Here is a 22,616-nt window from a genome sequence, read left to right on the forward strand (position 1 = left end):
GGGTAGATATCAGGATCAAGGGAGCTTTCTGTGGTCACAGAGCCCAAAAACACATCATCCGATCAGGAAACACCAGAGGCCCGCGAGCCGGAAACCGGCAAGCCAGAGCCCGAGTTTATCGACGCGGAAGTGATCGCGGAGCATGAACCGCCAAACCCTGCTGCCAAGCCAAAAAAGACAGGCATGTCCTGGGGCGCGAAGGCTGGTTGGCTCACCGCACTTGGCCTCAGCACCTTTATGGCGGGGGTGTATGTTGCGCCCACGTTCGACCCCGGCCTTACGTATCTTGGCCTCCGGCATGAACCGCCGCCACCACCGGCAAATGCAGCGGATACGGCCGGGCTGCAGCAAGGCGTTGAAGCCCTGACAGATGGCCTGAAGCGGCATCAGGAGATACTGGCCCAGCATGAGGAGGCGCTTCAGGCCGCGGATGACGCGCGGGCGCAACTGCGGGCGGATATATCTCAAGTGGCGGCGAGTGCAGCGGGCACTGGTGCGCCCAGCATGGCACCGGAGGAAATCGCCTCCCTTCAGGCGGATATCGCGCGCCTGCAGGGGGATATCACGCGGCTCTCCGATATTAGCACAACAGACGACCCAAAAGTTGAGGAGCTGAGCGGTGCGCTCGCACTCGCGCGGGCGGAAAGTACACACCTCAAAAACCGGCTGCAAGCGCTTGAGGGCGCGATGAAAGCGGTGGAAGCGGGTGCGTTGGAAGCCAACCCGCGGGGGCGGCTTGTGCTATCGCTCGGGCGGCTCAAGGACAGGGCCATCGCGGGCCTGTCGTTTGGTAGCGGGCTGGACGCGCTTAAAAGCGATTTTGCCGCCCTTCCGGCGCTTGACCAGCAACGCATTGGCGCTGACCTCGTAACGCTGGAGCGCTTGGGCGCGGGCATTGTGCCTTATACCCAGCTGGTGAGCGACTTTGACGCCATGGCCGCCGCCGCCCTTAAGGCGACCGAAAAGGCAGACGGCAATTTCCTCACCAAGCTTTTCACCGTGCGCCGCACGGATGCGGGCGCCACCGGGCTTGACGCTGCCCTTTTGAAGGCGGAGCGCGCGCTGGCCGCCCGCAATATCACCGGTGCGGTTGAAATTCTTGAGGGTTTAGAAGGCCCTGCCCTTGGCGCGAGCGAGCCTTGGCGCCATGCTGCCAAAGCGCATATCGAGACGCTTACGGCGTTTGATAACCTCATCGCGGGTGTGGCGGACGTGGGGCCAATGCGGGGCGAAGGTGTGGCGGTGCCAAATGCGGAAGGAAATGGCGCGTGACAAGGCTTTTGCTGTTGTTTGTGGGCATTTTGGCTGTGGCGGCAGGTGCGGCGTGGCTTGCGGACCACCCCGGCAATGTCACGATCGACTTTCAGGGCATGCGTTTTTACACCAGTTTTGCTGCCCTCACCGGCTTTGCGGCGGGGCTGATGGCGCTCGCGGCCCTTACCGTGTGGTTATATGGCTGGCTCAAGCGCGATATGCCGTTTTTTGGCAGCAACTCGGTGATCAAACGCCAGGGCCGTGGGCTCAAGATGCTGAACCAGTCGCTGGTAGCACTCTCTGCCGGAGACCACAAGCTCGCCGCCAAACTGGTGGAGCAGGCGGAGGTACTGCTGCCGCCCCAACCCATGGTGCATCTGATCGCCGCCGAAGCAGCCTCCCGCGCGGGCGATTACGCACGCGCCGCAAAACGCTATCAGGCGCTTGAAGCCTCAGACGACGGGCGTTTCCTTGGCCTGCGCGGCCTTGTGGGCGAAGCCCAGCGGCTGGGCCGGGAAAGCGAAGCCCTGCACCTTGCCCGCACTGCGTTTCAGGAAAACCGCAAAAGCCCATGGGTTCTAAAAACCCTGTTCTCGCTTGAGGTTGCCGCGGGCAACTGGGCTGAGGCAACCGCCGCCCTTGATAAAGTGGCCAAAGAAAAACTGATGAACGACAGCCGCGTTAAGAAACACCGCGGTGCGCTCGCGTTTGCGGAGGCCACGGAAGCTAACCTCAAGGGCGATGCTGCGACTGCTAAAAAAGGCTTCAAACGGGTGCTGTCGCTCCGGCCGGATTTTGCGCCCGCCACAGCCGCGCTCGTGAAGCTTGAGATGGCCTCGGGCAACAAGAAGCGCGCCACCAAGCTTATTGAGGATGCCTGGGCCGCGTGCCCGCACCCAACCCTTGCCCGCGTGTTCAAGGAGCTGGACGCCGCCGAAAGCGCAACAGACTGGCTCAAACGCGTGAGCACGCTCACCGCCCGCAAGCCGGATGATAGCCAGTCCATGCTGCTGCTGACCGACGCGTTGATGGACGCACGGCAATATGACGCCGCCAAACCGGTGCTGGAGAAGCTTATCAAGCTCGCACCCACCCGTGCTGCGTGGCAATACCGCCTGGCCCTTGCCCATGCTTTGGGTGAAAACCCTGACCCTATCGAAAGCGCGCTCAACCACGCTGAAGAGGGCGAAGGCTGGCTTTGTGAACCTTGCGGGCACACACCGCACGCATGGTCGCCGCTCTGCCCCAACTGCGGGGGGTTTGATACCGTTGACTGGCACGCCCGCACCGGCCACGCGGGCCCGCGCAAAAGCTATACGGCGGAGCAAACAATCTCGCTTCTCGCCAGCAGCGGGAGCGATACTGAGCCCATGGGCCGGGACACCCACACCCGGGATGAATAAGGTGGCTTTGAGCCGCTGAATTCTGCGCTTCCAGCGCACCTTTGGGGCAGCTTTCCAGCGGCTTTTGCGGGCGCGGCTGATGCCAAAAAACGCTTGCCCACACCCCGGCCATCCGGTATACAGCCCGCCTGTAGCGGCCCTCGCGCCGCCGCCTTCCCGTTCGGGACGCCGCTTTAGCTCAGTTGGTAGAGCACATCATTCGTAATGATGGGGTCACGTGTTCGAGTCACGTAAGCGGCACCACTTACCTGTGATTGTACTTGTAGCTATGGATTTATCTTCTTATATATCAATAGCTTACGATGCCGCAGTATGCAGAAATAACGCAAGTTTCGGTTATTTTTGGCCTGTTAGCCTTGACCAAAATAGATACTTTTCCACGAATTTCCGCTTTTGTACCTGAATTGTACCTTAAATTGGCCCTTGATACTGGTCCATATATTGTTCTGGTATGACAGTTCTAGCAAGAAAAAGGCCCATTATGTGGGCCTGCGGGAAATGTTCACTCAACAGGTCCTTTGCCGCCCGAAAGTGACTCCCCATAGACAGAACGTCATCCACGATCATTATGGTTGTAGGGGTGGGATGAATGAGTTCATGGTCAATGGTATATATATTTCGGAGCTCGTCCGGCCGTAGGCGCCGGGCGCCTTGTTCGTGCGATGCTGCGGTACTTTGGGTTTGGCGAATGAGGTTTCGCACGTCGATTGGAAACTCTTTCTGAATACCGTTCAAGACGGTTGACATTCTTTCGTCGTACTCGGGGTGGTCCGACGCTTTCGACGGCGGAATAGGAACGTAGGTTACTACTCGATGCCATTCGTCAGGAATAAGTTCTGAAATCAGCTTTGTAGCAAGGCGCATGGCACGAACTTTATGCTGCCATTGGTTTGTACCACGCGTGTTGGGCTTTTTTTTCAGATTTGTAATGAAGCGGTTACCTTGGCTGAAGTTCCAGGTGAGGCCATTAGTGTGCCTAAAAGGCGTGTACTCATACATATAACCGCATTCGTCATCCTCACCTAAATAGTGGTGAATATTTACGGTCTGGAGTGAGAGCCTAATAATGCGCATTTATTTTAAAGGTGTTTCCAGATATCGCTAAAATCTCTCACCCGAATTGCACCTTGTTTCAAGAAGCGCTCGGGCCACGAAATATCATCCCGCTCAAAACAGGAATTCAGAATAAATAATTTACGTTTTTGGTGTAACGCTTCGCGTGCTTGTACCAACGTGCCCGATGTATCGCTGGCTTCGACAATAATGGTTGCTTGAGAGATAGCGCTCATCGTCGCATTTCGTTCGGGAAAGAATATGCGATTGGATGCCCAGTGTTGCTCATAATACCGCAAGACCGGTACTTGGGAGATCAATAGGTGCTCGGTGGCAATTTTCTCCTGCAAGCTACGGCTTTCTTTCGGGTAGTAATCGCATATGGGGGTGCCGATTACTCCTACAACCCGACCGCCACATCCCATCGCGGCATCTAAGGCGGCTGAATCGATGCCAAGTGCTAGGCCCGATACGACGGTATAGCCTCGCTCCACCAATCCATGAGCTAATCGGCGTGCGCGCGCTTTCCCAGCATCGCTAGCTTTTCTACTGCCAACAACGGCTATGGATTTGGAATCCATGAGTTCCCATAGGCCCCGGAAATACAGTAGTTCCAATGGGTGTCTGGCTTCTCTTAGTCGAGGTGGGTAGTTAAGTGTTTGATTGAGCCTGACACCAAAAGCATGCAGCTCCTTCTTCTCGAAAATCTCTAAGATCTTCTTAAAACATTCCATAGCCTCAGACCGACTAACAAAATCGCTAGGAAGTGCTGTGGGATCATTGCGAAAACGATCAGCGATCTTTTTGAATGTAGCGCCCTGCTGCAGCCATAGAGCTTCATAAGCTCCGAGTTCTAAATCGGGTTCGACAGCTGCCTCAAAGGGCGAGTTTGTAGGTGGCGCAATTAGGTTCATTTAAACAGTATATACCGCCCGTATAAGTTATCAATTGGTTGCTGGTGGCCAAGGTAGATTGCCGGCCATCCGAGTCATTCCTGACGCACCATATGCTTTGCGACCTACTTTACAAACTGACCTGTGCCACTCACAATGTGTACAGAGTTTTGTTCCGAAACTCGGTTTTCGAAAAAGCGCGGAAAACCATATAAGCATTTGATAAACAATGATTTTCCGCAAAGTCGTTGCTATACCTAAATTGTACCAGAAAGGCTGTAAATCATTGAAAGTAAAGGGAGGTCTGCTGCACGTAAGCGGCACCACCTTCTTACCTCCCCCTCAGCAGCCAAACGCTTTCGGTTGACGGGCAGCGGCCTTTGAGGCCGCCGGGCACGTCTGCGCTGGTGAGTAGTTTGATCTCATAGGCTCCGCCATAATGCTGGGCGATTTCCGTACTGCTTACGGAAAACGGTGGACCGTCCATTCGGGCTTGGTCATATTCATAACTGATGAGCAGTTGCGGGGCTTTGTTTGTGATCATGCTCAGGTGCCCAGTATAGCGCGTGCGGGTGTCTTTCGGGAGCGCCACCAGCGCTGCGCGGTCGTATACCGCGTCAACGGCCCCAAGAAGCTCAGCGTTCAGGTTGAAGATATCCCCCACGTAAATGTCGATATCCTTCGCGCTATAGCGCGTGAGCGCGCCGTGGTTCGAGATGGTGGGCTGTATGCCAAGCTCAGCAAAAAGCTGGTCAACGGCGGTGCCGACAAGCTCAACTCCCGCAACCCTATATCGGCGCGCCAGCAGCCAGGCGATATCCCGCGTTTTACCGCACAGCGGCACAAACACACGGGCGGGCGCGGGCAAGGCGAGCGTATCAAAATACCCGGCCAGGAACCGGTTCGGGTTGCCTTCATGAAAGGCGATCTCGCCCGTTTGCCATTTGTTTACCCAGAAATCTGCTTCCATCATGCCACCAATCATTTGTTCATTTTTGCGAGTGTGATTAGGATACAAATTCAAGTTAACTTGAGGTCAAGCGTTAAATGAAGGCACAGCAAAATCTGGATATCGGGCAGGTGGTGAAGCGCTCGGGCCTGCCAGCTTCCACCCTGCGGTTTTATGAAGAGCGCGGGCTTATTCGCGCGGTTGGCCGGCATGGCCTCAGGCGTGTGTTCAGCACGGGCGTGGTGGATGAGCTGGCGCTTATCACCCTTGGGCGCAACGCGGGCTTCACGCTCGATGAAATCGGGGAGATGTTCAAGGCGGGCGAGGGGTTGGCGATTGACCGCACCATGCTGCGCACCAAAGCCGATGAGCTTGACCATAAAATCAAACAGCTTACCGCCATGCGCGATGGGCTGCGCCACGCAGCAGACTGTGGAGCCCCCAGCCACCTAGAATGCCCCACCTTCCGCCGGTTTATGGCGCTCGCGAGCAAACGCAACAAAGCGCGGCCGGGGCGAGCGCCCAAAAAGTAACACCCCCGCGAGCGGTCAGCACGCGAGGGTGTTTGAGGAGGAATGGGGAGAGGTTTTGGGGGTTGCTCAGCCTTGCTGTGGCTTAGGCCGCTTCCGCGTAGCGCTTGAAGCTGTTGAGGATGGCTTGCCAGCCGTCCCGCTGCATCTCAAGCGGGTTTTCGCTTTCCGGGTCAAACACGGTTTTCACCGTGGTAGCGCCGGAGGCCCCTTCAAACGTGGTGGTCACCACCCGGCCGTCGGGCATGGTGTAGGTCATGCTTTTCTCGGGTGTCACCTCGTCATAGGTGGCTTCAAAATCGAAACCGAAGCTGCCGTCTTTTGCTTCCATGCGGGCAGAATATCTGCCGCCTACACGAAGGTCGTTTGAGGCACTTGGGCAGCACCAGTCATCTGCCGCGAAGTTCCATTTGGTGATGTGGGCCGGGTCTGTCCATGCGGCCCAAACCTTCGCAGCCGGGGCGGCGATGGTGGTTTCAATGGTAATGGGTGTCGTGCTCGGGGTCATTTGTCGTTCCTTTATTTATTGAGTAGTTCGAGAAGCTCATCAAGCCGCTCGAGCGTGGATTTCAGGCCTTCTTCCATGCCCATGCCGATCACGGTTTCAAGGTCCTGAAGCGAGCCATATTGCACGAGGGTTTCCACCACGGTGCGCTCGGCTTTATCCTTGAACTGTGTGTCCCATGTTGCGCGCGGCAGGTCGGGGTTGATAGCGCCGGTCTCGTCCGAGAAACCGTCATAGGCCGTGTACCCGTCGATCGCGCTGATGGTTTTATAGTCCATGCGGCACCAGTATTCTGTGCCCTCCGGGTCTACCATCGCATAGTGCCAGTGCCCGCCCTCACTAAAGTCCATCGACTTGGTTTTGGTGGTGAAAGGCTTTGGGGCGAACCACCGGTCCAGAAGCTCGCTTTTTGTGTAGCAGTCCCACACCATCTGGCGCTCTGCATCAAATTCGCGCGTGACGGTGATGGTGTTTTTTGCCTTGTCTGCGACAAAGTCAAATTGAAGATCAGGTCTCATTTTTTTCCGCTTTCATTTCGGCCAACAGGCCATCTAGTTGGTTGAAACGGTTCTCCCAAAGCTTTCGAAATTGTTCTAGCCACATGTCTATCTCGCTCATCTTTTCAAGCTTGAGTTTGTAGTAGATTTCCCGTCCCGCCTTTTCCTGGTCCAGAAGCCCGCATTCATTGAGGATGCGGATATGCTTCGATGTTGCCTGACGGGTTATCTCAAAATGATCCGCCAGCGCGTTGGGTGTCATGGCGTTGATGGCTATCAGCACCATGATGGCTCTTCTTGTTGGGTCGGCTATCGCCTGGAATATATCTCGTTTCATGGGTCAAACTCACTTTACGCAACCAATTGGTTTCTTATAAATACATGAAACCGTTCGGTTGCGCAATAACTTTTTTTGCGAAAACGCAGATTGTGAGATTTGTTAGGCTGGCTTACAGTCCGCCCATGATTGAAATTGCAGGGCATATCCAGATTGATGAAGCTGAAATTCAGCTGAGCGCCAAGCGGGCATCGGGCCCCGGCGGACAGCATGTGAACAAGGTTTCGACCGCCATTGAGCTAAGGTTTGATGCGAGCGCCAGCCCCGCCATCAGCGCGGAGATGCTTGTGCGCCTTCGCAGTGTTGCGGGCAGCCGCATGACCCAGGCAGGTGTGATTGTGCTGACAGCCGACAGCAGCCGCAGCCAGATCGACAACAAACGCGCGGTGACAAAACGCCTTGTTGAGCTTTTGCGCGCCGCGACCAAGAAGCCCAAGTTTCGGGTGGGTACAAAACCCACCAAAGGCGCCAAGGAGCGCCGCCTGACCACCAAGAAGACCATGGGCGAGCGCAAGAAGATGCGCGGCAAGCTGAAACTGATCGATTGAGTGCCCACACGCCAGTTTTTTGGCGCATGCGCTTGACAGGCGCGGCCGCTTTCCTCATTACCCCCCGTAACGATTGTGCCTGCGAAGACATGCGGGCGTTTTGCTGACGGAGGTGAGGCAAGTGACAGACTGGCCTATTTATGCGCCGATCAAGGGTGCGCTCGTGATTGTTGGTTTTGGCTCTATCGGGCAGGGTGTGCTGCCGCTGATCCTTCGGCATTTTGATATTGAGCCCACGCGCATCACCATTATCAGCGCTGACGAAAGTGGCCGGTCGGTTGCGGAAGAATATGGTGTCTGTTTTGTGCATCAGGCGATTACGCCGGATAATCTGGAACAGATTCTGTCTCCGCTCTTTACCCGCGAGGGCGGTTTCCTTGTGAACCTGTCGGTTGATGTATCGTCCCTTGCGCTGGTGCGTTTCTGCCGCACGGTTGGTGCCTTCTATCTTGATACCTGTATTGAGCCGTGGAGCGGCGGGTACACCGACCCGGACAAGGAGATGTCTCACCGCACCAATTACTGGTTGCGGGAAAAATCGCTTCGCCTCGCGGAAGAGCTTGGGGCCGGGCCAACAGCGGTGATGGCGCACGGTGCCAACCCGGGCCTTGTGAGCCATTTTGTGAAACAGGCGCTGGTGAATATCGCCAAAGACACTGGTGTGGATGTGGATACACCCCGGACCCGTACTGAGTGGGCTGCGCTTGCATCAAAGCTGAACGTGCAGGGCATCCATATTGCGGAGCGTGATACGCAGGTGTCTGATATCCCCAAGGTGCCGGGTGAATTTGTGAATACATGGTCGATTGACGGTTTCCTCTCGGAAGGTATGCAGCCGGCGGAGCTTGGCTGGGGCACGTTCGAGGATACACTGCCCGAGGATGGTGGTGAGCATGAAGAAGGCTGCGGTGCGGCCATTTACCTCAAGCGACCCGGCGCCAATACGCGCGTGCGTACCTGGACCCCGCTTGCGGGCCCTATCCTCGGTTATCTGATCACCCACAATGAAGCGATCTCCATCGCTGATTATTTCACGGCGCGCGAGGAAGATGGCACGGTGGCGTACCGGCCAACGTGCCACTATGCTTATCATCCGTGCGACGACGCGGTGCTATCGCTGCATGAATTTGTCGGGGGCGGTTTTGTGCCACAGGCAAACTTCCGCCTGATGGGGGATGAGATTACCAAGGGGTTGGATGAGTTGGGCGTGCTGCTTTATGGGCACGCAAAAAACGCTTACTGGTTTGGCTCCCAGCTTGATATCCATGAAACGCGCGAATTGGTGCCTTACCAGAATGCAACAGGCCTGCAGGTGAGTGCGGCGGTGCTTGCGGGTATGGTGTGGGCGCTTGAAAACCCGAATGAAGGCATGGTGGAAGCGGAAGCCATGAACCATGAGCGCATTCTGGACGTGGCGGCTCCTTACCTAGGCCCTGTGGTGGGCAGCTATACGGACTGGACGCCGGTGACAGGCCGCACCGATGATCTCTTCCCCGCCGACTATGACACCAGCGAGCCATGGCTCTTCAAGAATGTAATCTGCCGCTGATCGTACCGTTTGGCGCGGTGATTTAATCGCGCCAGAAATGCGGGTCAAACAGCAAGAGAAGCGTGAAGATCTCAAGCCGCCCCAGAAGCATGGCGAAGCACAGGATCCACTTGGCCGCATCCGGCAACGGGGCGAAGTTGCCAGCGGGGCCGATGATGGGGCCAAGCCCCGGGCCTACGTTGGTGATCGCAGTTGCGCTGGCGGTCAGTGCCGTCACAAAATCGATATCGAGGGCGGCGAGCAACACGGTGATGACAGCCACAGAGGCCAGAAACACCGCCAGAAACGCCAGCACAGAAACAGGCAGTTCCGGCGGCAGGCGGCTGCCGTGATAGCGCATGACCACCACCCGGTTTGGGCTCCTGAGCTTTGAGAGTTGCTCCCTGATCGTGACCCAAAGTACCTGAAAGCGGTATATCTTGATGGCGCCTGAGGTTGAGCCCGCGCAGCCGCCCACGAAGGTGAGCATGAAAAATACGGCTGCAACCGCTGGCCCCCATGTGGTGTAGTCAGCGGAGGCAAAGCCGGTGGTGGTGACAACCGACACCACGTTGAAGGCTGTGAGCGTCAGCGCTTCAAAGAGATACATATCCTCTTCAAGCATCAGCCAAAGCGTGAGGGCAGAGATGGTGAAGGCGAGGAACTTGAGGAAGGTCCGAATTTGGGGGTCGGCCAAAAACGGTTTGCGGTGCCCGCGCACCACCTTGATGTAGCTGATAAAAGGCAAAGCACCCGCGAGCATAAAGATGGTGCCCGCCCACTGTGTTGCGGGGTGGGTGAAATAGCTGAAAGATGCGTCGTGCGTGCTGTAGCCGCCTGTTGAAACGGCCGTCATGGCATGGTTGATGGCGTCAAACCCTCCCATGCCGGTTATCATGAAGACAGTGGCGGCCAGCAGCGTGATGCCCGCATATACCCCCATGATCCATTTCACCATGTCGGTTGCCTGCGGCATGATCTTCTCGGATTTGTCCGAGCTTTCGGTTTTGAAAAGCTGCATGCCACCAATACGCAGGAAAGGCAGCATGATGATGGCCATAACGATGATGCCAACCCCGCCTATCCACTGCAGAAGCGAGCGCCACAGCAGTAGGCCGGGCAACAGCTCGTCAAGCCCGGTCATCACCGTAGAGCCGGTGGTGGTAAGCCCGGACACCGTTTCAAACACCGCATCCGTGAAGGTGAGGCCAATTTCGGGTGAGAGACCAAGCCCCAGAAGCGGCATGGCGGCAAACACCGGCAGCACAAGCCAGGACAGTGCCGTGAGGATGAACGCCTGGCGAACGTCAAGACTGAAGGGCTCATTATCGCGGGTGGCAAAGGTGGCAAGGAGGCCGATGATGGCACAGAAAGCGGCGGAGAAGATGAACTCAAGCGGCATCTGCTCGGTGATCACTTCTTCAACCACAGCGGGGATCGCCATCATCACGGCCAAGGCCGTCAGCATAAGCCCAAGCACATGGATGATGGGGTTGAATTTAACCGCGAGTGTCATGGCGCTCAGTTATTCCTGATCCCTGCCGTAAAAGCCATACTAGGGTGTAACCGGCTGGCCCAATTGTCAAATTTTAGCTGGTGGGTCAAGGTGCGAGAAAGCTTCAGGAGGTGATCTCGGGGAACTGTTCACGCAAGCGCTTGTTGATCTCTGCGCGGTTCTCCCACAGCTCTTTGTACCAATTGATGCGCTTGTGGATATGCTGCATCAGCATGCGGTTCTCGCGCACATAGCGGTTTGCGTTTCGAGCCATGCGCTGGCGGTATGGTGCATCAGTGATGAGCTTTTCAAGGCAGCCTGCCCACTCGGTCGGGTGATCGGCGATAAGGCCTGTCTCGTCATGGATGATTGTGTTGCCATAGACGGTAGGGCTGGCAATGGTGGCGGCTTCACAGATGCTGGCTTCAAGAAACTTAATATCGCTTTTGCAGGCAGTGAAGGGGCTCTCGTTGAGTGGCATCAACACAATATCATTCTGTAGAACAGCATTGAGATAATCATCATACCCGGGCGTATAGCGAAGTGTCTTTTTCTTGGTTTCAAGCGCATCAAAAAACTCGCGGTCCTGCAGCACCGTGACGTGGACGTTGTCGTGCTTTGCGATAACAGCGTTGAATGTTTTTATAAGGGGCGCCCAGGCATCGCGCCTGTTGAGGGCACCATAAAGTATGCGTACGTCTTTCGATTCTGGTTTGGGAGACAGGGGATAGCGGAACACCTGGTTCTGGAAGGCGGCCGTATAGGCGTTTTGGGCCTTAAATGTTTCGGCAAGCAGGGGCATGCTGGTTTGCACGCCGTGGCAGGCGGAAAATGCTTCAAGCCCCATCTCCGACATGAAACGCTCGCGCACACTTTCGGGCAACAGGTCAGGGTGATCGTCAAACTCATGAATGACGAGAAGATCGCGCTCAAGCGCCAGTTTCAGCACCTGAATAGCCGTGTTGCGGTCAAAAATAGCGCGCTGAATAATAACGGCTCGAATACTGCTTCTGGGCCAGATGCGCGGGATCATAACCTGTTTTGAGTAGCTGCGAACCTGACAACCAAGTGCCGCAAGGGCGCTATCGGGGTCCTGCACCCGCACATGCATAAAGTCCGGGCTCATGGCGCAACTGACGATGCTGAGGTTCTGTGGCACGCGAAAATCCCGACTAGGTTCAAGGCATTAGTTCCAATGCCATAAGCCGGAGGGGTGGGATTGTCAAAATATTCTCGGCATCGCCGTCAGAGTAACGATGACGTCAAAAGTACTAAACGTGGAAGCTTTCGCCGCAGCCGCAGCGACCCTTCTCGTTGGGGTTCGAGAATTTGAAGCCGGTTGAGAACATGCTGTCTTCCCAGTCCATCTCTGTACCCAAAAGGAACAAGAGGGATTTGCGGTCCACAAACACCTTTACGCCCTTGTCCTCCACAATTTCATCATCGGTGGAAGGTTCTTCAACATAATCAACCGTATAGCCAAGGCCCGAGCATCCATGGGTGCTGGTGCCGAGCTTGATGCCGACAGCTGCCTCGTTTTTCGCGAGGAGAGCGCGGATACGGTCCGCCGCCTTATCGGTGATGTTGATCACTGCCATTCTTAAAACATCCTCGGTTTCATAACCATTATCTGGGGTTAAAGCAGCCCCAGTTCAAGCCGTGCTTCGTCTGTCATTTTAGACATGTCCCACGCAGGTTCCCACACCAGCGCCACGTCACAGCCGTTCACACCCGGCACTGTGTTGACCTTAAGCTCAACCTCGCCCGGCATGCTTTCCGCCACAGGGCAGTGCGGGGTCGTAAGCGTCATGGTCACGCGCACGCGCCAGTCATCATCAATGTCCACACCATAAATCAGGCCAAGCTCATAGATGTTGACAGGGATTTCCGGGTCGTAAATTTCCTGCAGCGCCGCAACGATATTGGCCTCAAGCACCTCTTTGCTTTCGGGCACGTCGCCGGTGGTTGTTGCTTCCGCGTTGGTTGCCTCGGCCTCGGCGGCATCAGCGGCTTTTTTTTCCGCGTCGCCTTCAAGGAATTTATTGAGGAAATAACCGCCTTCCTGCGGGCTTACCCCAGCATCAAGGCGGGGTCGGCTGACGTCCGATTTTGGCATGTTTTCTTCCGGGTAGTCCGCCGTCTTTGGCGCGCCCACATCCAGTATGTCTCTTTTGTTTTTGTTATCCATCATCCAAAGATGTCCACTACTTTCTTGAGGCCCGCAACCAGGCGGTCCACATCCGATTTATCGTTATAAATGCCGAAGCTGGCCCGCACGGTGCCGGGTACGCCGAAACGGTCCATTACCGGCTGTGCACAGTGGTGGCCCGCGCGCACGGCAATGCCCTGCCGGTCGAGGATGGTGCCAATATCGTGCGGGTGCGCATGCGGCATGGTAAAGCTGATCAGGGCACCCTTGTCTGGGGCCGTGCCGATGATGCGCAGGCTGTTGAAGGCGGAAAGCTCTTTAGTGGCATAGCTGAGCAGTTCTTCCTCGTGCGCCGCGATATTCTCAAAGCCAAGCGCGGTGATATAATCAAGGGCCACTTTCATGGCGATGCCGCCAGCGATATTGGGCGTGCCAGCCTCAAACTTGTGCGGCAGGTCGTTATAGGTGGTTTTCTCAAACGTGACGGTTGAGATCATATCACCGCCGCCCTGCCATGGCGGCATGGCATCAAGGTGTTTTTCCTTGCCGTAAATCACGCCAATGCCTGTGGGACCATAAGCCTTGTGGGCGGAGAAAGTATAAAAGTCAGCGTCGATATCGCGCACGTCAATTTTCATGTGCGGCGCGGCCTGGCAACCATCGATCAGCACCAGCGCGCCCGCATCATGCGCGAGGCGTGTGATCTCTTTCACCGGGTTTTTAACCCCGATCGAGTTTGAGATATGCGCAACAGCCACGATCCTGGTGCGGTCGTTCAGGAGTTTCACATAGGCTTCAATATCCAGTGCCCCATCATCAAACATGGGGATCACACGGATCTTGGCGCCCTTTTCTTCTGCCAGCATCTGCCACGGCACGATGTTGGAATGGTGCTCCATATGGCTGAGGATGATCTCGTCACCCTCGCGCACATTTGCCCGGCCCCAGGTTTGAGCCACAAGGTTGATGCCCTCTGTTGCGCCGCGCACAAAGATACATTCTTTGGCTTTTTCGGCGTTCAGGAACGCCCGCACGGTTTCCCGGTTGGCCTCATACGCCTCGGTGGCATCCTGGCTGAACTTATACACACCGCGGTGAATATTGGCGTAATAGCCTTCATAAAGGGCGGTCTCGGCCTCGATGACCGCACGCGGCTTTTGTGCGCTCGCGGCTGTATCAAGAAATGTCAGCGGCTTGCCGTACACCTCTTGCGAGAGGATGGGAAAGTCCGCCTTGATTTTCTCTACATCGAGACCCGGCTTTATGGGCGTGTGTGTGTTCATCTTGCCTTCTAACTTATGCCTGTTGTGTGCCAGCAATGGCGCGGTCTTTACGGTCTGCCATCCATGCGCTGATACGGTCTGTCATGGCGTCTTTGACACCTTCATCGGCAATACGCTCAAGCGCGTCGGCGGTGAAAGCTTCCACCAGCATCTGGCGTGCTGTCACGGGGTCAATGCCGCGCGAGGTGAGATAAAAGATCGCTTTGGCGTCCAGCTCGCCTACGGTAGCGCCGTGGCTGCATTTCACATCATCCGCAAAAATTTCAAGCTCGGGCTTGGCGTTTGCTTCGGCGGTGCGGTCAAAAACCAGCGCCTTGAAGCTCTGGTCCGCAGCGGTGCTTTGTGCGTCTTTCTCAACCGTTACCTTGCCCTGGAACGCGGTTTTGCCGCGCGCATCTGCCACAGTACGGAAGATTTGGTCGCTGGTGGCAAACGGCACCACATGGCTCACGTGGGTCAGGGTGTCATGGCTTTGCCCGGTGGCTGCAAGCGCCACGCCGTCTACACTCGCGCTCGCCTCTTCACCCAGCAGGCGAACATGTGCTTCAAAACGCCCGGTTTTGCCGCCTAGGGAGAGGTTGGTGCACAGATACTCACCCTCTGTATCCACATTCACATATGTTTTGGCGGTGTGGAGGGCGTTGGCGCCTTCTTCCTGCAACCGTGCATGGTGCAGTTTGGCGCCCTGTGTGATGCGCGCCTGCACGATCACATTGCTCCAATAGGCGCTGTCATCACCGACGAAACGCTCAACGAGAGATAGTTTGGCACCCTCACCAAGCTCAATAACATGGCGCAAATGTGCGGCTTTGGCGCCCGCGTCGGTCATCAGGTGGATGATCTCGACCGGGTCATCAATCTCGATCCCCGAAGGCACGGAAATTACAATGCCGTCGCGCAAGAGTGCAGTGTTGAGAAGCGATACACCGTCTTGCCCGCGCACAATCTCGTCCACGCGGTCAGCGTTCGACATGAAATGATTGGCGAGCGGGCGGATCGATGCTGCCTGCCACAGGTCACCAAGGTCAGACAGTTCTTCCGCGTAACGGCCGTTAATGAACACAAATCGCGCCGCGACATCAGCAAGCGGGGCTGGCACATCGGGCGTTTTGCTGGCGGCTTCAGCGAGGCCAAAAACCTGCGCCCTGAGCGGACGCATGTCGCTATAGCGCCAGTCTTCCGTCTTGGGGGTAGGAAAACCGTGAGAGCCCAGCTCCTTCAGCGCTTTTGCGCGCAGGGCATCTGCACCTGGCACAGTACCGTTTAGCGTACCTGCCTGCGCTTCATATCCTGTTATCAGCTCGTCTTGCATGTCATTTCCTTTGGCCGGTCCCCAACCGTGTACTTCAGCACTAAGCGACGTCCGCGTAGCCTTTTTCCTCAAGCTCAAGCGCAAGTTCCTTACCGCCCGATTTCACGATGCGGCCATCAATCATCACATGCACCACGTCTGGCTGCACGTAGGAGAGGAGCCGCTGATAGTGCGTGATCAAGAGGATCGCCGTATCTTCGCGGCGCTGGGCATTGATGCCGTCCGCCACGGTTTTGAGCGCATCAATATCAAGGCCGCTGTCGGTCTCATCCAGCACAGCGAGCTTGGGGTCAAGCACGGCCATCTGCACCATCTCGTTCCGCTTTTTCTCGCCGCCCGAGAAGCCAACATTCACGAACCGCTTGAGCATTTCAGGGTCCATGTTCAGGGCTTTGGCTTTCTCGCGTACGAGCTTCATGAATTCTGCGGCGGATACTTCATCCTCACCCCGGTATTTGCGCACGCTATTGAGCGCGGTGCGCAGGAAGTTGAGGTTTGAAACACCTGGAATTTCCACCGGATACTGGAAGCCGAGAAACAGACCTTCGCCCACGCGCTCGTGCGGCTCCAGCTCCAGAAGGTTTTTGCCTTCAAACTCGATGGAACCGGAGGTTACCTCATAGTCGTCGCGGCCAGCGATGGTGGCGGCAAGCGTGGATTTACCCGCGCCGTTCAGGCCCATGATTGCATGCGTTTCGCCCGGCTTGATCTCAAGGCTCAGGCCCTTGACGATCTCTTTTTCAGCGACATTGATGTGGAGGTCTTTGATCTTAAGCATCACTTTTTCCAACTTTAACCAACACTGCCTTCGAGCGAAATGCCGAGAAGCTTCTGGGCTTCCACAGCAAATTCCATCGGCAAGTGTTGCATAACTTCCTTACAGAAACCGTTAACGATCATGGCGACCGCTTCTTCTTCATCCAACCCCCGCGCGCGGCAATAAAACATCTGATCTTCGGAGATTTTTGAGGTGGTTGCCTCATGCTCGATCTGCGCGGTTGGGTTTTTCACTTCAATATAAGGCACCGTATGGGCACCACATTCACTGCTCACCAGAAGCGAATCGCACTGGGTATAGTTGCGTACATTCTCAGCGCCAGACATCACGCGCACCAGCCCGCGGTAGGTGTTCTGGGACTTGCCCGCAGAAATACCCTTCGAGATGATGGTTGAGCGCGTATTGGGCGCCATATGGATCATCTTGGTGCCGGTATCCGCTTGCTGATAGTTGTTGGTAACCGCAACAGAATAGAACTCACCCACGCTGCCTTCGCCCGCTAGCACGCAGCTTGGGTATTTCCAGGTCACAGCAGAGCCGGTTTCAACCTGCGTCCAGCTCACTTTCGAGTTTTTGCCTTTGCAGAGTGCGCGCTTGGTCACGAAATTATAGATGCCGCCTTTGCCGTCCTTGTCGCCGGGGTACCAGTTCTGCACGGTGGAATATTTGATCTCGGCATCATCAAGCGCCACAAGTTCAACCACTGCGGCGTGGAGCTGGTTTTCGTCCCGCATTGGTGCGGTGCAGCCCTCAAGGTATGAGACGTAAGAGCCTTCATCCGCCACAATCAAAGTGCGTTCAAACTGGCCGGTGTTTTCTGCGTTGATACGGAAGTAGGTGGAAAGCTCCATCGGGCAGCGCACACCTTTTGGCACATATACAAAGGTACCGTCGGTGAACACAGCGCAGTTGAGGGCCGCGAAATAATTGTCCCTGACCGGCACAACGGTCGCGAGGTATTTTTTCACCATGTCCGGATATTCGCGCACCGCTTCGGAGATCGACATGAAGATCACGCCGGCTTTTTTAAGCTCTTCCCGGAAAGTGGTGGCAACGGATACGCTATCAAACACAGCATCAACAGCCACTTTGGCGGACCCCTGAACGCCCGCAAGCACTTCCTGCTCGCGGATCGGGATGCCAAGCTTCTCATAGGTGCGCAGAAGTTCCGGGTCCACCTCATCAAGGCTTTTCGGCCCGTCTTTCTTCTTGGGCGCGGCGTAATAGTAGATGTCGTTATAGTCGATCTTTGGGTAGTTGACCTTGGCCCAATCAGGCTCTTCCATCTTCAGCCACGCACGGTAAGCCTTCAGCCGCCATTCAAGCATCCATTCAGGCTCTTCTTTTTTGGCGGAAATGAAACGGATCACGTCCTCAGACAGGCCTTTTGGTGCCATATCCATGTCGATATCGGTGACAAAACCATACTTATAGTCACCGGTGACTTCTGCAATCTGTTTCTGGGCTTCAGCGGTTCCAGCCATGATGGCGGCTCCTTGACAATGTTTAAACTATACTCAGGCCGATTTTGCGCGTTTCTCGAAACGCTCGACCATTTCTTCCGGGGTTCCAAACGCGGCGATGGAAGAAAGCTTCACATCCGCGAGCGCGTTTTTTACCGCGCTATTGATCACCTGCCAGCGCGGACGCATCTGGCAAATCTCGTCATAGCAGCAGTCGCTTGTGCCGGTGTCGGCACAGTGGGTTAGCGATATTGGGCCGTCTATGGCCTCAATGATATCGGCGACAGTGATATCGTCCGCACTTTTCGAAAGCGCAAAACCGCCCTTGAGGCCCCGGTGAGACTGCAACAGCGCTGCCCGGCCCAGCGCGTTCAATATCTTGGCAACCGTCGGTGCCGGTATACTGGTCGCTGCTGCGAGGTCCTGCGCGCTGACACGGCCATCGGTGTGCGTCATCTCGCACATCAATACCACAGCGTAATCTGCTAAGTTGGTTAGCCGAATCATGATGATCGGTCCTTACTGGCTGCTTCTCTATCTTTGGGGTTTGATTTATGGCAGAAAACTGCCGTTTTTACCGACCAAAGAAGCAGGCCTTATAAATCATACCAAATTGCTCAGGATTTACATATGGGCAGTGATACCCTTGAGTCAATGCCGGAGTAACACAATCCGGTGAAGTCCGCCGCTTTTGGGCTGTTTTGCCGCACCTGAAGGGGAACTTGGGGGCTTATGGCGCATTTTCATCTCAATTGCACCAATTTCTTGATGCCGATCACGGCAGATACCCAAAAATGTCATGCACGCAGCCGATGACAGAGACCGTACCGTGCTGTTATACATGCCGGGATGAACCTGACAGATTTGAAAATATTATACGAGCGCGGCCATTTTATGCGCGCATTTGAGGAACGCATAGCCAAAGCGAGTGACGCGGGGCATGTGCCCGGCCTCGTGCATCTGGCATCCGGGGCTGAGCTTGTTGAGCTTGCCATTATTCACCAGCTTACTGGCCCCATTGATCAGGTCAGCGGCTCGCACCGCAGCCATGGCCTTGCAATTGCCTGCGGGGTTGACCCTCTTGCGCTGGCGCGGGAGATTTTGGGCCGGGCCGGTGGGCTTTCAAATGGGCTTGGTGGCACGCAGCACCTTCTGGCACCCGAAGACGGATTCCTGACATCAAACGGCATTGTGGGCGGGCAGGTGCCCTTGGCTGCGGGTGCGGCCCTTTCCGCCAAGACACTGAAAACAGGAGGCATTGCCGTCGCCTTCATGGGGGACGGTGCAGTGAATCAAGGTGCTGTGTTCGAGACCATAAATTTGGCGGTCAGCCTGCAGTTGCCGCTTCTGTTTGTCGTTGAAAACAATGGCCTCGGCCAGTCAACCGGTGCGAGCTATGCCACAGCCGGGTCGTTGATTGGTCGCACCCGTTCTTTCGGGATTGCCGCAGAGCAGGTGGACGGCAGCGATATGCCGCTTCTGTTACGTACCGCAGACAGGCTCATTGGCTGGGTGCGTAAAACCTGTAGCCCCGCCTTTATTGAAGCCAAGGTGCCGCGTATCAGCGGGCACTATCATGGTGACGGGCAAGGCTATCGCGGCGCTGAGAAGGTCAAGGACCCGCTTGATAGTTTCCGTGAAATTCTCATCAAAACCGGGTCTGAGGAAGAAGAGCTGAAGGAGTTGGAGCTGGGCGCGAGGTTGCGCGCAGAGGATGTCGTCGGCAAAGCTGAACGCTCAAAAGACAAAAGCGACACTGGGCTCAAGGCGTGGCAACAGGGCGGAGGGTTCTGATGGCCAGCATGACAATCGCGCAAGCCCTCAATAAGGCAATGCACCAGATCATGAAGGTGGACGCTTCCGTTGTGGTCATCGGGGAAGATGTTGTTGGCGGCAGTGGCCTGTCCGGCGGTGAAGAACTGGGCGGCGTTTTTGGGGTCACCAAAGGCCTCGCGCAAGCGTTCGGCCGCGAGCGGGTGATTGACACCCCCATATCTGAATCCGCTTTTGTTGGTATGGCGACAGGTGCCGCGATGACGGGCCTCAAGCCTATAGTTGAGGTCATGTTCTGTGACTTCTTTGGCGTGTGTTTCGACCAGGTTTTCAACCAGGCGGCAAAAGCACGTTTTCTCTCCAATGGACGGATAAAGTTGCCACTGGTTATTCGCACCACCATGGGGGCGGGAGACGGTTCCGGTGCCATGCACAGCCAATCGCTGCATGGTTTACTCGCGAGCGTGCCGGGGCTTGCTGTGGTGTGCCCCTCAACGCCCGCCGATGCGGCAGGGCTGCTGAAAAGCGCGGTGGCGGCTGACGGCCCCGTGGTGATTTTTGAACATAAGGGTCTTTACGGTGTGAGCGGTGAGGTGAAAGCTGCGCTGCCCGCTGTGCCGCTCGGCAAAGGCAATATTGCTCAACCCGGTGATGACATCACGCTGGTGGCGCTTTCCGCCATGGTGCCAAAAGCGCTTGAGGCCGCAGCAACCCTGAAGGCAGACGGTATATCTGTCGAGGTGATCGACCCCCGTACGGTACACCCGCTTGATTCGGATATGATTCTCGCGAGTCTCGCCAAGACCGGACGGCTTCTGGTGGTGGATGAAGGCGCGGCGTTCATGGGTTTTGCAGACCGGGTGTTGAGCCTTGCAGCAAGTGAGGGTTTTGCGTCCTTGAAGGCCGCGCCGCAAAAACTCACCCCGCCACATACACCGGTGCCTTATGGCCGAAAGGCGGAAGAAGAGTGGTTGCCTGCGGCAACTGATATTGTCGCGACCGTTAAATCCATGCTCATGTGAGGTGCATTGTGGCTGAGGAACAAAACCAACAGGTGAAGGTGTGGGACGCTCCGGTGCGTATTTTTCACTGGTTGCTGGTTATCGCTTTCGCGCTATCGGCTTATTCCGCGTTTCAGGACAAGTTTGATATCCATGCAGATATTCACCTCTATGCTGGCCTGAGTGTTTTGGCGCTGGTGATCTGGCGGGTTCTGTGGGGGTTTGTGGGGAGCGACACCGCCCGCTTCAGTCAGTTTGTCAAAGGCCCCAAGGCGACAGCCGCCTATTCCAAAACCGCCTTTGGCAGCGCACCCTATAAAAGCACGGGCCACAACCCGTTGGGCGCGGTGTCCGTTGTGCTGATGCTTCTTCTTCTTCTGGTGCAGGCCGGGCTTGGGCTTTTTGCAACCGATGCCATGTTTTTTGAGGGGCCTTTTGCGGGTGACATTTCCTCCCGCCTTTCAGAGGACCTGACGGAAATCCATGAATGGACCGGGTATACGCTTCTCGGGCTTATTGGCCTGCATATCCTGGTGATTGCATTTTACGGCCTCGTGCGGCGGGTGAACCTTGTGATGCCCATGATCACGGGCAGGAGCCGTCATGCGGCTACCACCCCTAAAATGGCGAGCTGGGTATTTGGTCTGACGCTCTTAATTCTGGTCGCTGGCTGTGTATGGTGGTGGGTGTTCGGCTGAGTAGCCTTAACGAATAAAGGCGCACCGTTGGCACGCCTTCTCCTCATTCATTGAACTAAAACCTGACAGCCGGTTATTTGCGATACTCGTCATGACAGGATTTGCAGTTGCCCATGGTTTTCTTGAACGCCGGGCCAATCTCGCTCATATCGCCGCCCTCTGCGGCGGTTGCGAGCGCTGCGGCATCAGCTTCAAATTTATCCATGCGGGTGGCAAAATCGTCCCAGTTTTCCCAGATCTCGTCGCGTGCGTCGGTTGCACCTTCCATACCGCGGGTGTCTTTCTCGAACGCGGTTTTTGCCATTGAGGCAGCCGTTGCCATGATCTGTGCATGTTTCGCGAGATGGCCGTCGTGCTCGGCGGTGCCTTTCATGAGCTGTGCGATATTGCCGTAAGCATATTTCACAAACTCCATCACATCGTGGCGATACTGCGATTCAGGGAAGCGCTTTTCTTCATCACCATGCGCGAAGGATACGCTTGAGATTGCGATGGCTGAACAGGCTAAAGCCCCTATGAACAACGAGCGGGCACGGTTTACTTGCATATGATCTCTCCCCTGATAACAACGCCTGTAACCACTGTATGCGGTGACCTTAAAGTGACGCAAGATAGACTTTATACGTAATCTAGGCCGCACAAGATTAGCGCTCGCCCAATTTTGGGCAAGCGCGATTTCCTGACAAATTTGTGATTGAAGCCTGCGGCCCCGACTCGAATCAGAGAATCGGTGGGCGTGGGGTCTGGCGGCGATCACGCCGTGGCGGTTGTGCCTGATAGGCTTCCGCACAGTGGCCGGCACAGTAAGGCATGCCCGGCTCAGACGCCTTGCCACAGAAGTGGAAGTCAGCATCACCAGGGTGCCCAAGCGGCCATTTGCACATGCGGTCGGTCAGGTCCAGAAGCGAGACAAGCTGCTTGTCTGCCTTCTTAACCACCCGTTTTGGCGCGGCTTTTTTCTTTTCTTTATCGGTCTTTACCGGTGACGGGCGGGATTTAAGCCCCAGCCTGTGCGCTTTGCCGATCACAGCGTTGCGTGTCACGCCTTCGCCCAGTTCCTTTGCGATCTGGCTTGCGCTCAAGCCGTCGTCCCAAAGTTTCTTGAGCTGATCGATGCGATCGTCCGTCCATGCCATGATGTTATCCTTGTCTTTATCTGGGGGCGGT

Annotated in this window: 25 protein-coding genes and 1 tRNA gene; 9 read left to right on the forward strand and 17 right to left on the reverse strand. The window is 56.0% G+C overall.

Features of this window, described 5'->3' with window-relative positions; all coding sequences use genetic code 11:
• Positions 1–30 precede the first annotated feature (30 nt).
• The 3 genes from ACN0XZ_RS04560 (at position 31) to ACN0XZ_RS04570 (ending at position 2,900) form a co-directional block, all read left to right on the forward strand.
• Positions 31–1,272: a COG4223 family protein gene (locus tag ACN0XZ_RS04560; protein WP_417456526.1), complete on the forward strand. Its 1,242-nt coding sequence runs from the start codon at positions 31–33 to the stop codon at positions 1,270–1,272.
• Positions 1,269–2,657, forward strand: a complete 1,389-nt coding sequence (locus tag ACN0XZ_RS04565) for a heme biosynthesis protein HemY (protein ID WP_417456527.1) — start codon at positions 1,269–1,271, stop codon at positions 2,655–2,657. Before ACN0XZ_RS04560 ends, ACN0XZ_RS04565 begins: the two co-directional genes overlap by 4 nt.
• Before the next feature lie 167 nt (positions 2,658–2,824).
• A tRNA-Thr gene (locus tag ACN0XZ_RS04570) sits at positions 2,825–2,900 on the forward strand.
• A gap of 168 nt (positions 2,901–3,068) precedes the next feature.
• Here the strand turns inward: ACN0XZ_RS04570 and ACN0XZ_RS04575 are convergent.
• The 3 genes from ACN0XZ_RS04575 to tmpT form a co-directional block, all read right to left on the reverse strand.
• Positions 3,069–3,731 carry a hypothetical protein gene (locus ACN0XZ_RS04575; protein ID WP_417456528.1) on the reverse strand — a complete coding sequence of 221 codons (663 nt, stop codon included), beginning with the start codon at positions 3,729–3,731 and terminating at the stop codon, positions 3,069–3,071.
• 5 nt (positions 3,732–3,736) lie between these two features.
• Complete coding sequence (locus ACN0XZ_RS04580) at positions 3,737–4,624, reverse strand: DNA-processing protein DprA (RefSeq protein WP_417456529.1); 888 nt, start codon at positions 4,622–4,624, stop codon at positions 3,737–3,739.
• Between the two features lie 310 nt (positions 4,625–4,934).
• Positions 4,935–5,573, reverse strand: a complete 639-nt coding sequence (gene tmpT / locus ACN0XZ_RS04585) for a thiopurine S-methyltransferase (protein WP_417456655.1) — start codon at positions 5,571–5,573, stop codon at positions 4,935–4,937.
• A gap of 77 nt (positions 5,574–5,650) precedes the next feature.
• On the opposite strand from tmpT, the gene ACN0XZ_RS04590 reads away from it, so the two are divergent.
• Positions 5,651–6,085 (forward strand): helix-turn-helix domain-containing protein, encoded by a 435-nt coding sequence (locus tag ACN0XZ_RS04590; RefSeq protein WP_417456530.1) that lies wholly within the window; start codon positions 5,651–5,653, stop codon positions 6,083–6,085.
• 82 nt (positions 6,086–6,167) lie between these two features.
• Here the strand turns inward: ACN0XZ_RS04590 and ACN0XZ_RS04595 are convergent, their stop codons facing one another.
• Genes ACN0XZ_RS04595 through ACN0XZ_RS04605 form a run of 3 tightly spaced genes read right to left on the reverse strand, consistent with a single transcriptional unit; the run spans position 6,168 to position 7,421 of the window.
• Positions 6,168–6,590, reverse strand: a complete 423-nt coding sequence (locus ACN0XZ_RS04595) for an SRPBCC domain-containing protein (protein ID WP_417456531.1) — start codon at positions 6,588–6,590, stop codon at positions 6,168–6,170.
• A gap of 11 nt (positions 6,591–6,601) precedes the next feature.
• Positions 6,602–7,105 carry an SRPBCC family protein gene (locus tag ACN0XZ_RS04600; protein ID WP_417456532.1) on the reverse strand — a complete coding sequence of 168 codons (504 nt, stop codon included), beginning with the start codon at positions 7,103–7,105 and terminating at the stop codon, positions 6,602–6,604.
• Positions 7,095–7,421, reverse strand: coding sequence for an ArsR/SmtB family transcription factor (locus ACN0XZ_RS04605; RefSeq protein ID WP_417456533.1), 327 nt, complete (start codon positions 7,419–7,421; stop codon positions 7,095–7,097). The genes ACN0XZ_RS04600 and ACN0XZ_RS04605 overlap by 11 nt, the downstream gene beginning before the upstream one ends.
• Before the next feature lie 125 nt (positions 7,422–7,546).
• Here ACN0XZ_RS04605 and arfB point away from each other — a divergent pair, with 125 nt between their 5' ends.
• Together arfB and ACN0XZ_RS04615 are read left to right on the forward strand one after the other, a co-directional pair.
• Positions 7,547–7,969: an alternative ribosome rescue aminoacyl-tRNA hydrolase ArfB gene (arfB, locus tag ACN0XZ_RS04610; protein ID WP_417456534.1), complete on the forward strand. Its 423-nt coding sequence runs from the start codon at positions 7,547–7,549 to the stop codon at positions 7,967–7,969.
• A gap of 121 nt (positions 7,970–8,090) precedes the next feature.
• On the forward strand, positions 8,091–9,518 hold the full coding sequence (locus ACN0XZ_RS04615) for a homospermidine synthase (protein WP_417456535.1): 1,428 nt from the start codon (positions 8,091–8,093) through the stop codon (positions 9,516–9,518).
• Positions 9,519–9,540: 22 nt separating this feature from the next.
• Here the strand turns inward: ACN0XZ_RS04615 and ACN0XZ_RS04620 are convergent, their stop codons facing one another.
• The 9 genes from ACN0XZ_RS04620 to ACN0XZ_RS04660 all read right to left on the reverse strand — a co-directional run bounded on the left by ACN0XZ_RS04620 (position 9,541) and on the right by ACN0XZ_RS04660 (position 18,484).
• Positions 9,541–11,013, reverse strand: coding sequence for a TrkH family potassium uptake protein (locus ACN0XZ_RS04620; RefSeq protein ID WP_417456536.1), 1,473 nt, complete (start codon positions 11,011–11,013; stop codon positions 9,541–9,543).
• 103 nt (positions 11,014–11,116) lie between these two features.
• Positions 11,117–12,151: a glycosyltransferase gene (locus ACN0XZ_RS04625; protein ID WP_417456537.1), complete on the reverse strand. Its 1,035-nt coding sequence runs from the start codon at positions 12,149–12,151 to the stop codon at positions 11,117–11,119.
• 112 nt (positions 12,152–12,263) lie between these two features.
• A complete protein-coding gene (locus tag ACN0XZ_RS04630; protein WP_417456538.1) occupies positions 12,264–12,590 on the reverse strand; it encodes a HesB/IscA family protein in 327 nt (108 codons plus the stop codon).
• A gap of 38 nt (positions 12,591–12,628) precedes the next feature.
• Complete coding sequence (locus ACN0XZ_RS04635) at positions 12,629–13,183, reverse strand: SUF system Fe-S cluster assembly protein (RefSeq protein ID WP_417456539.1); 555 nt, start codon at positions 13,181–13,183, stop codon at positions 12,629–12,631.
• On the reverse strand, positions 13,180–14,424 hold the full coding sequence (locus ACN0XZ_RS04640) for a cysteine desulfurase (RefSeq protein ID WP_417456540.1): 1,245 nt from the start codon (positions 14,422–14,424) through the stop codon (positions 13,180–13,182). The genes ACN0XZ_RS04635 and ACN0XZ_RS04640 overlap by 4 nt, the downstream gene beginning before the upstream one ends.
• A gap of 13 nt (positions 14,425–14,437) precedes the next feature.
• Positions 14,438–15,736 (reverse strand): Fe-S cluster assembly protein SufD, encoded by a 1,299-nt coding sequence (sufD, locus tag ACN0XZ_RS04645; protein WP_417456541.1) that lies wholly within the window; start codon positions 15,734–15,736, stop codon positions 14,438–14,440.
• Positions 15,737–15,776: 40 nt separating this feature from the next.
• On the reverse strand, positions 15,777–16,514 hold the full coding sequence (gene sufC, locus ACN0XZ_RS04650; protein ID WP_417456542.1) for a Fe-S cluster assembly ATPase SufC: 738 nt from the start codon (positions 16,512–16,514) through the stop codon (positions 15,777–15,779).
• A gap of 14 nt (positions 16,515–16,528) precedes the next feature.
• Positions 16,529–17,998 (reverse strand): Fe-S cluster assembly protein SufB, encoded by a 1,470-nt coding sequence (sufB, locus tag ACN0XZ_RS04655; RefSeq protein ID WP_417456543.1) that lies wholly within the window; start codon positions 17,996–17,998, stop codon positions 16,529–16,531.
• A 33-nt stretch (positions 17,999–18,031) separates the two neighbouring features.
• Complete coding sequence (locus ACN0XZ_RS04660) at positions 18,032–18,484, reverse strand: SUF system Fe-S cluster assembly regulator (RefSeq protein ID WP_417456544.1); 453 nt, start codon at positions 18,482–18,484, stop codon at positions 18,032–18,034.
• A 387-nt stretch (positions 18,485–18,871) separates the two neighbouring features.
• Between ACN0XZ_RS04660 and ACN0XZ_RS04665 the strand changes: the two genes are divergently transcribed.
• The 3 genes from ACN0XZ_RS04665 to ACN0XZ_RS04675 are packed head-to-tail and all read left to right on the forward strand — an operon-like array spanning position 18,872 to position 21,449.
• Positions 18,872–19,771 (forward strand): thiamine pyrophosphate-dependent dehydrogenase E1 component subunit alpha, encoded by a 900-nt coding sequence (locus ACN0XZ_RS04665; RefSeq protein ID WP_417456545.1) that lies wholly within the window; start codon positions 18,872–18,874, stop codon positions 19,769–19,771.
• Positions 19,771–20,772 (forward strand): alpha-ketoacid dehydrogenase subunit beta, encoded by a 1,002-nt coding sequence (locus ACN0XZ_RS04670; protein WP_417456546.1) that lies wholly within the window; start codon positions 19,771–19,773, stop codon positions 20,770–20,772. The genes ACN0XZ_RS04665 and ACN0XZ_RS04670 overlap by 1 nt, the downstream gene beginning before the upstream one ends.
• An 8-nt stretch (positions 20,773–20,780) precedes the next feature.
• On the forward strand, positions 20,781–21,449 hold the full coding sequence (locus ACN0XZ_RS04675; RefSeq protein WP_417456547.1) for a cytochrome b/b6 domain-containing protein: 669 nt from the start codon (positions 20,781–20,783) through the stop codon (positions 21,447–21,449).
• A 73-nt stretch (positions 21,450–21,522) separates the two neighbouring features.
• On the opposite strand, the gene ACN0XZ_RS04680 is transcribed toward ACN0XZ_RS04675, so the two are convergent.
• Positions 21,523–21,996 (reverse strand): c-type cytochrome, encoded by a 474-nt coding sequence (locus tag ACN0XZ_RS04680; protein WP_417456548.1) that lies wholly within the window; start codon positions 21,994–21,996, stop codon positions 21,523–21,525.
• A 172-nt stretch (positions 21,997–22,168) separates the two neighbouring features.
• Positions 22,169–22,585 (reverse strand): GcrA family cell cycle regulator, encoded by a 417-nt coding sequence (locus ACN0XZ_RS04685; RefSeq protein ID WP_417456549.1) that lies wholly within the window; start codon positions 22,583–22,585, stop codon positions 22,169–22,171.
• Positions 22,586–22,616: the final 31 nt, after the last annotated feature.

It is taken from the genome of Kordiimonas sp. (genome assembly GCF_048264555.1).
GTDB lineage: Bacteria > Pseudomonadota > Alphaproteobacteria > Sphingomonadales > Kordiimonadaceae > Kordiimonas.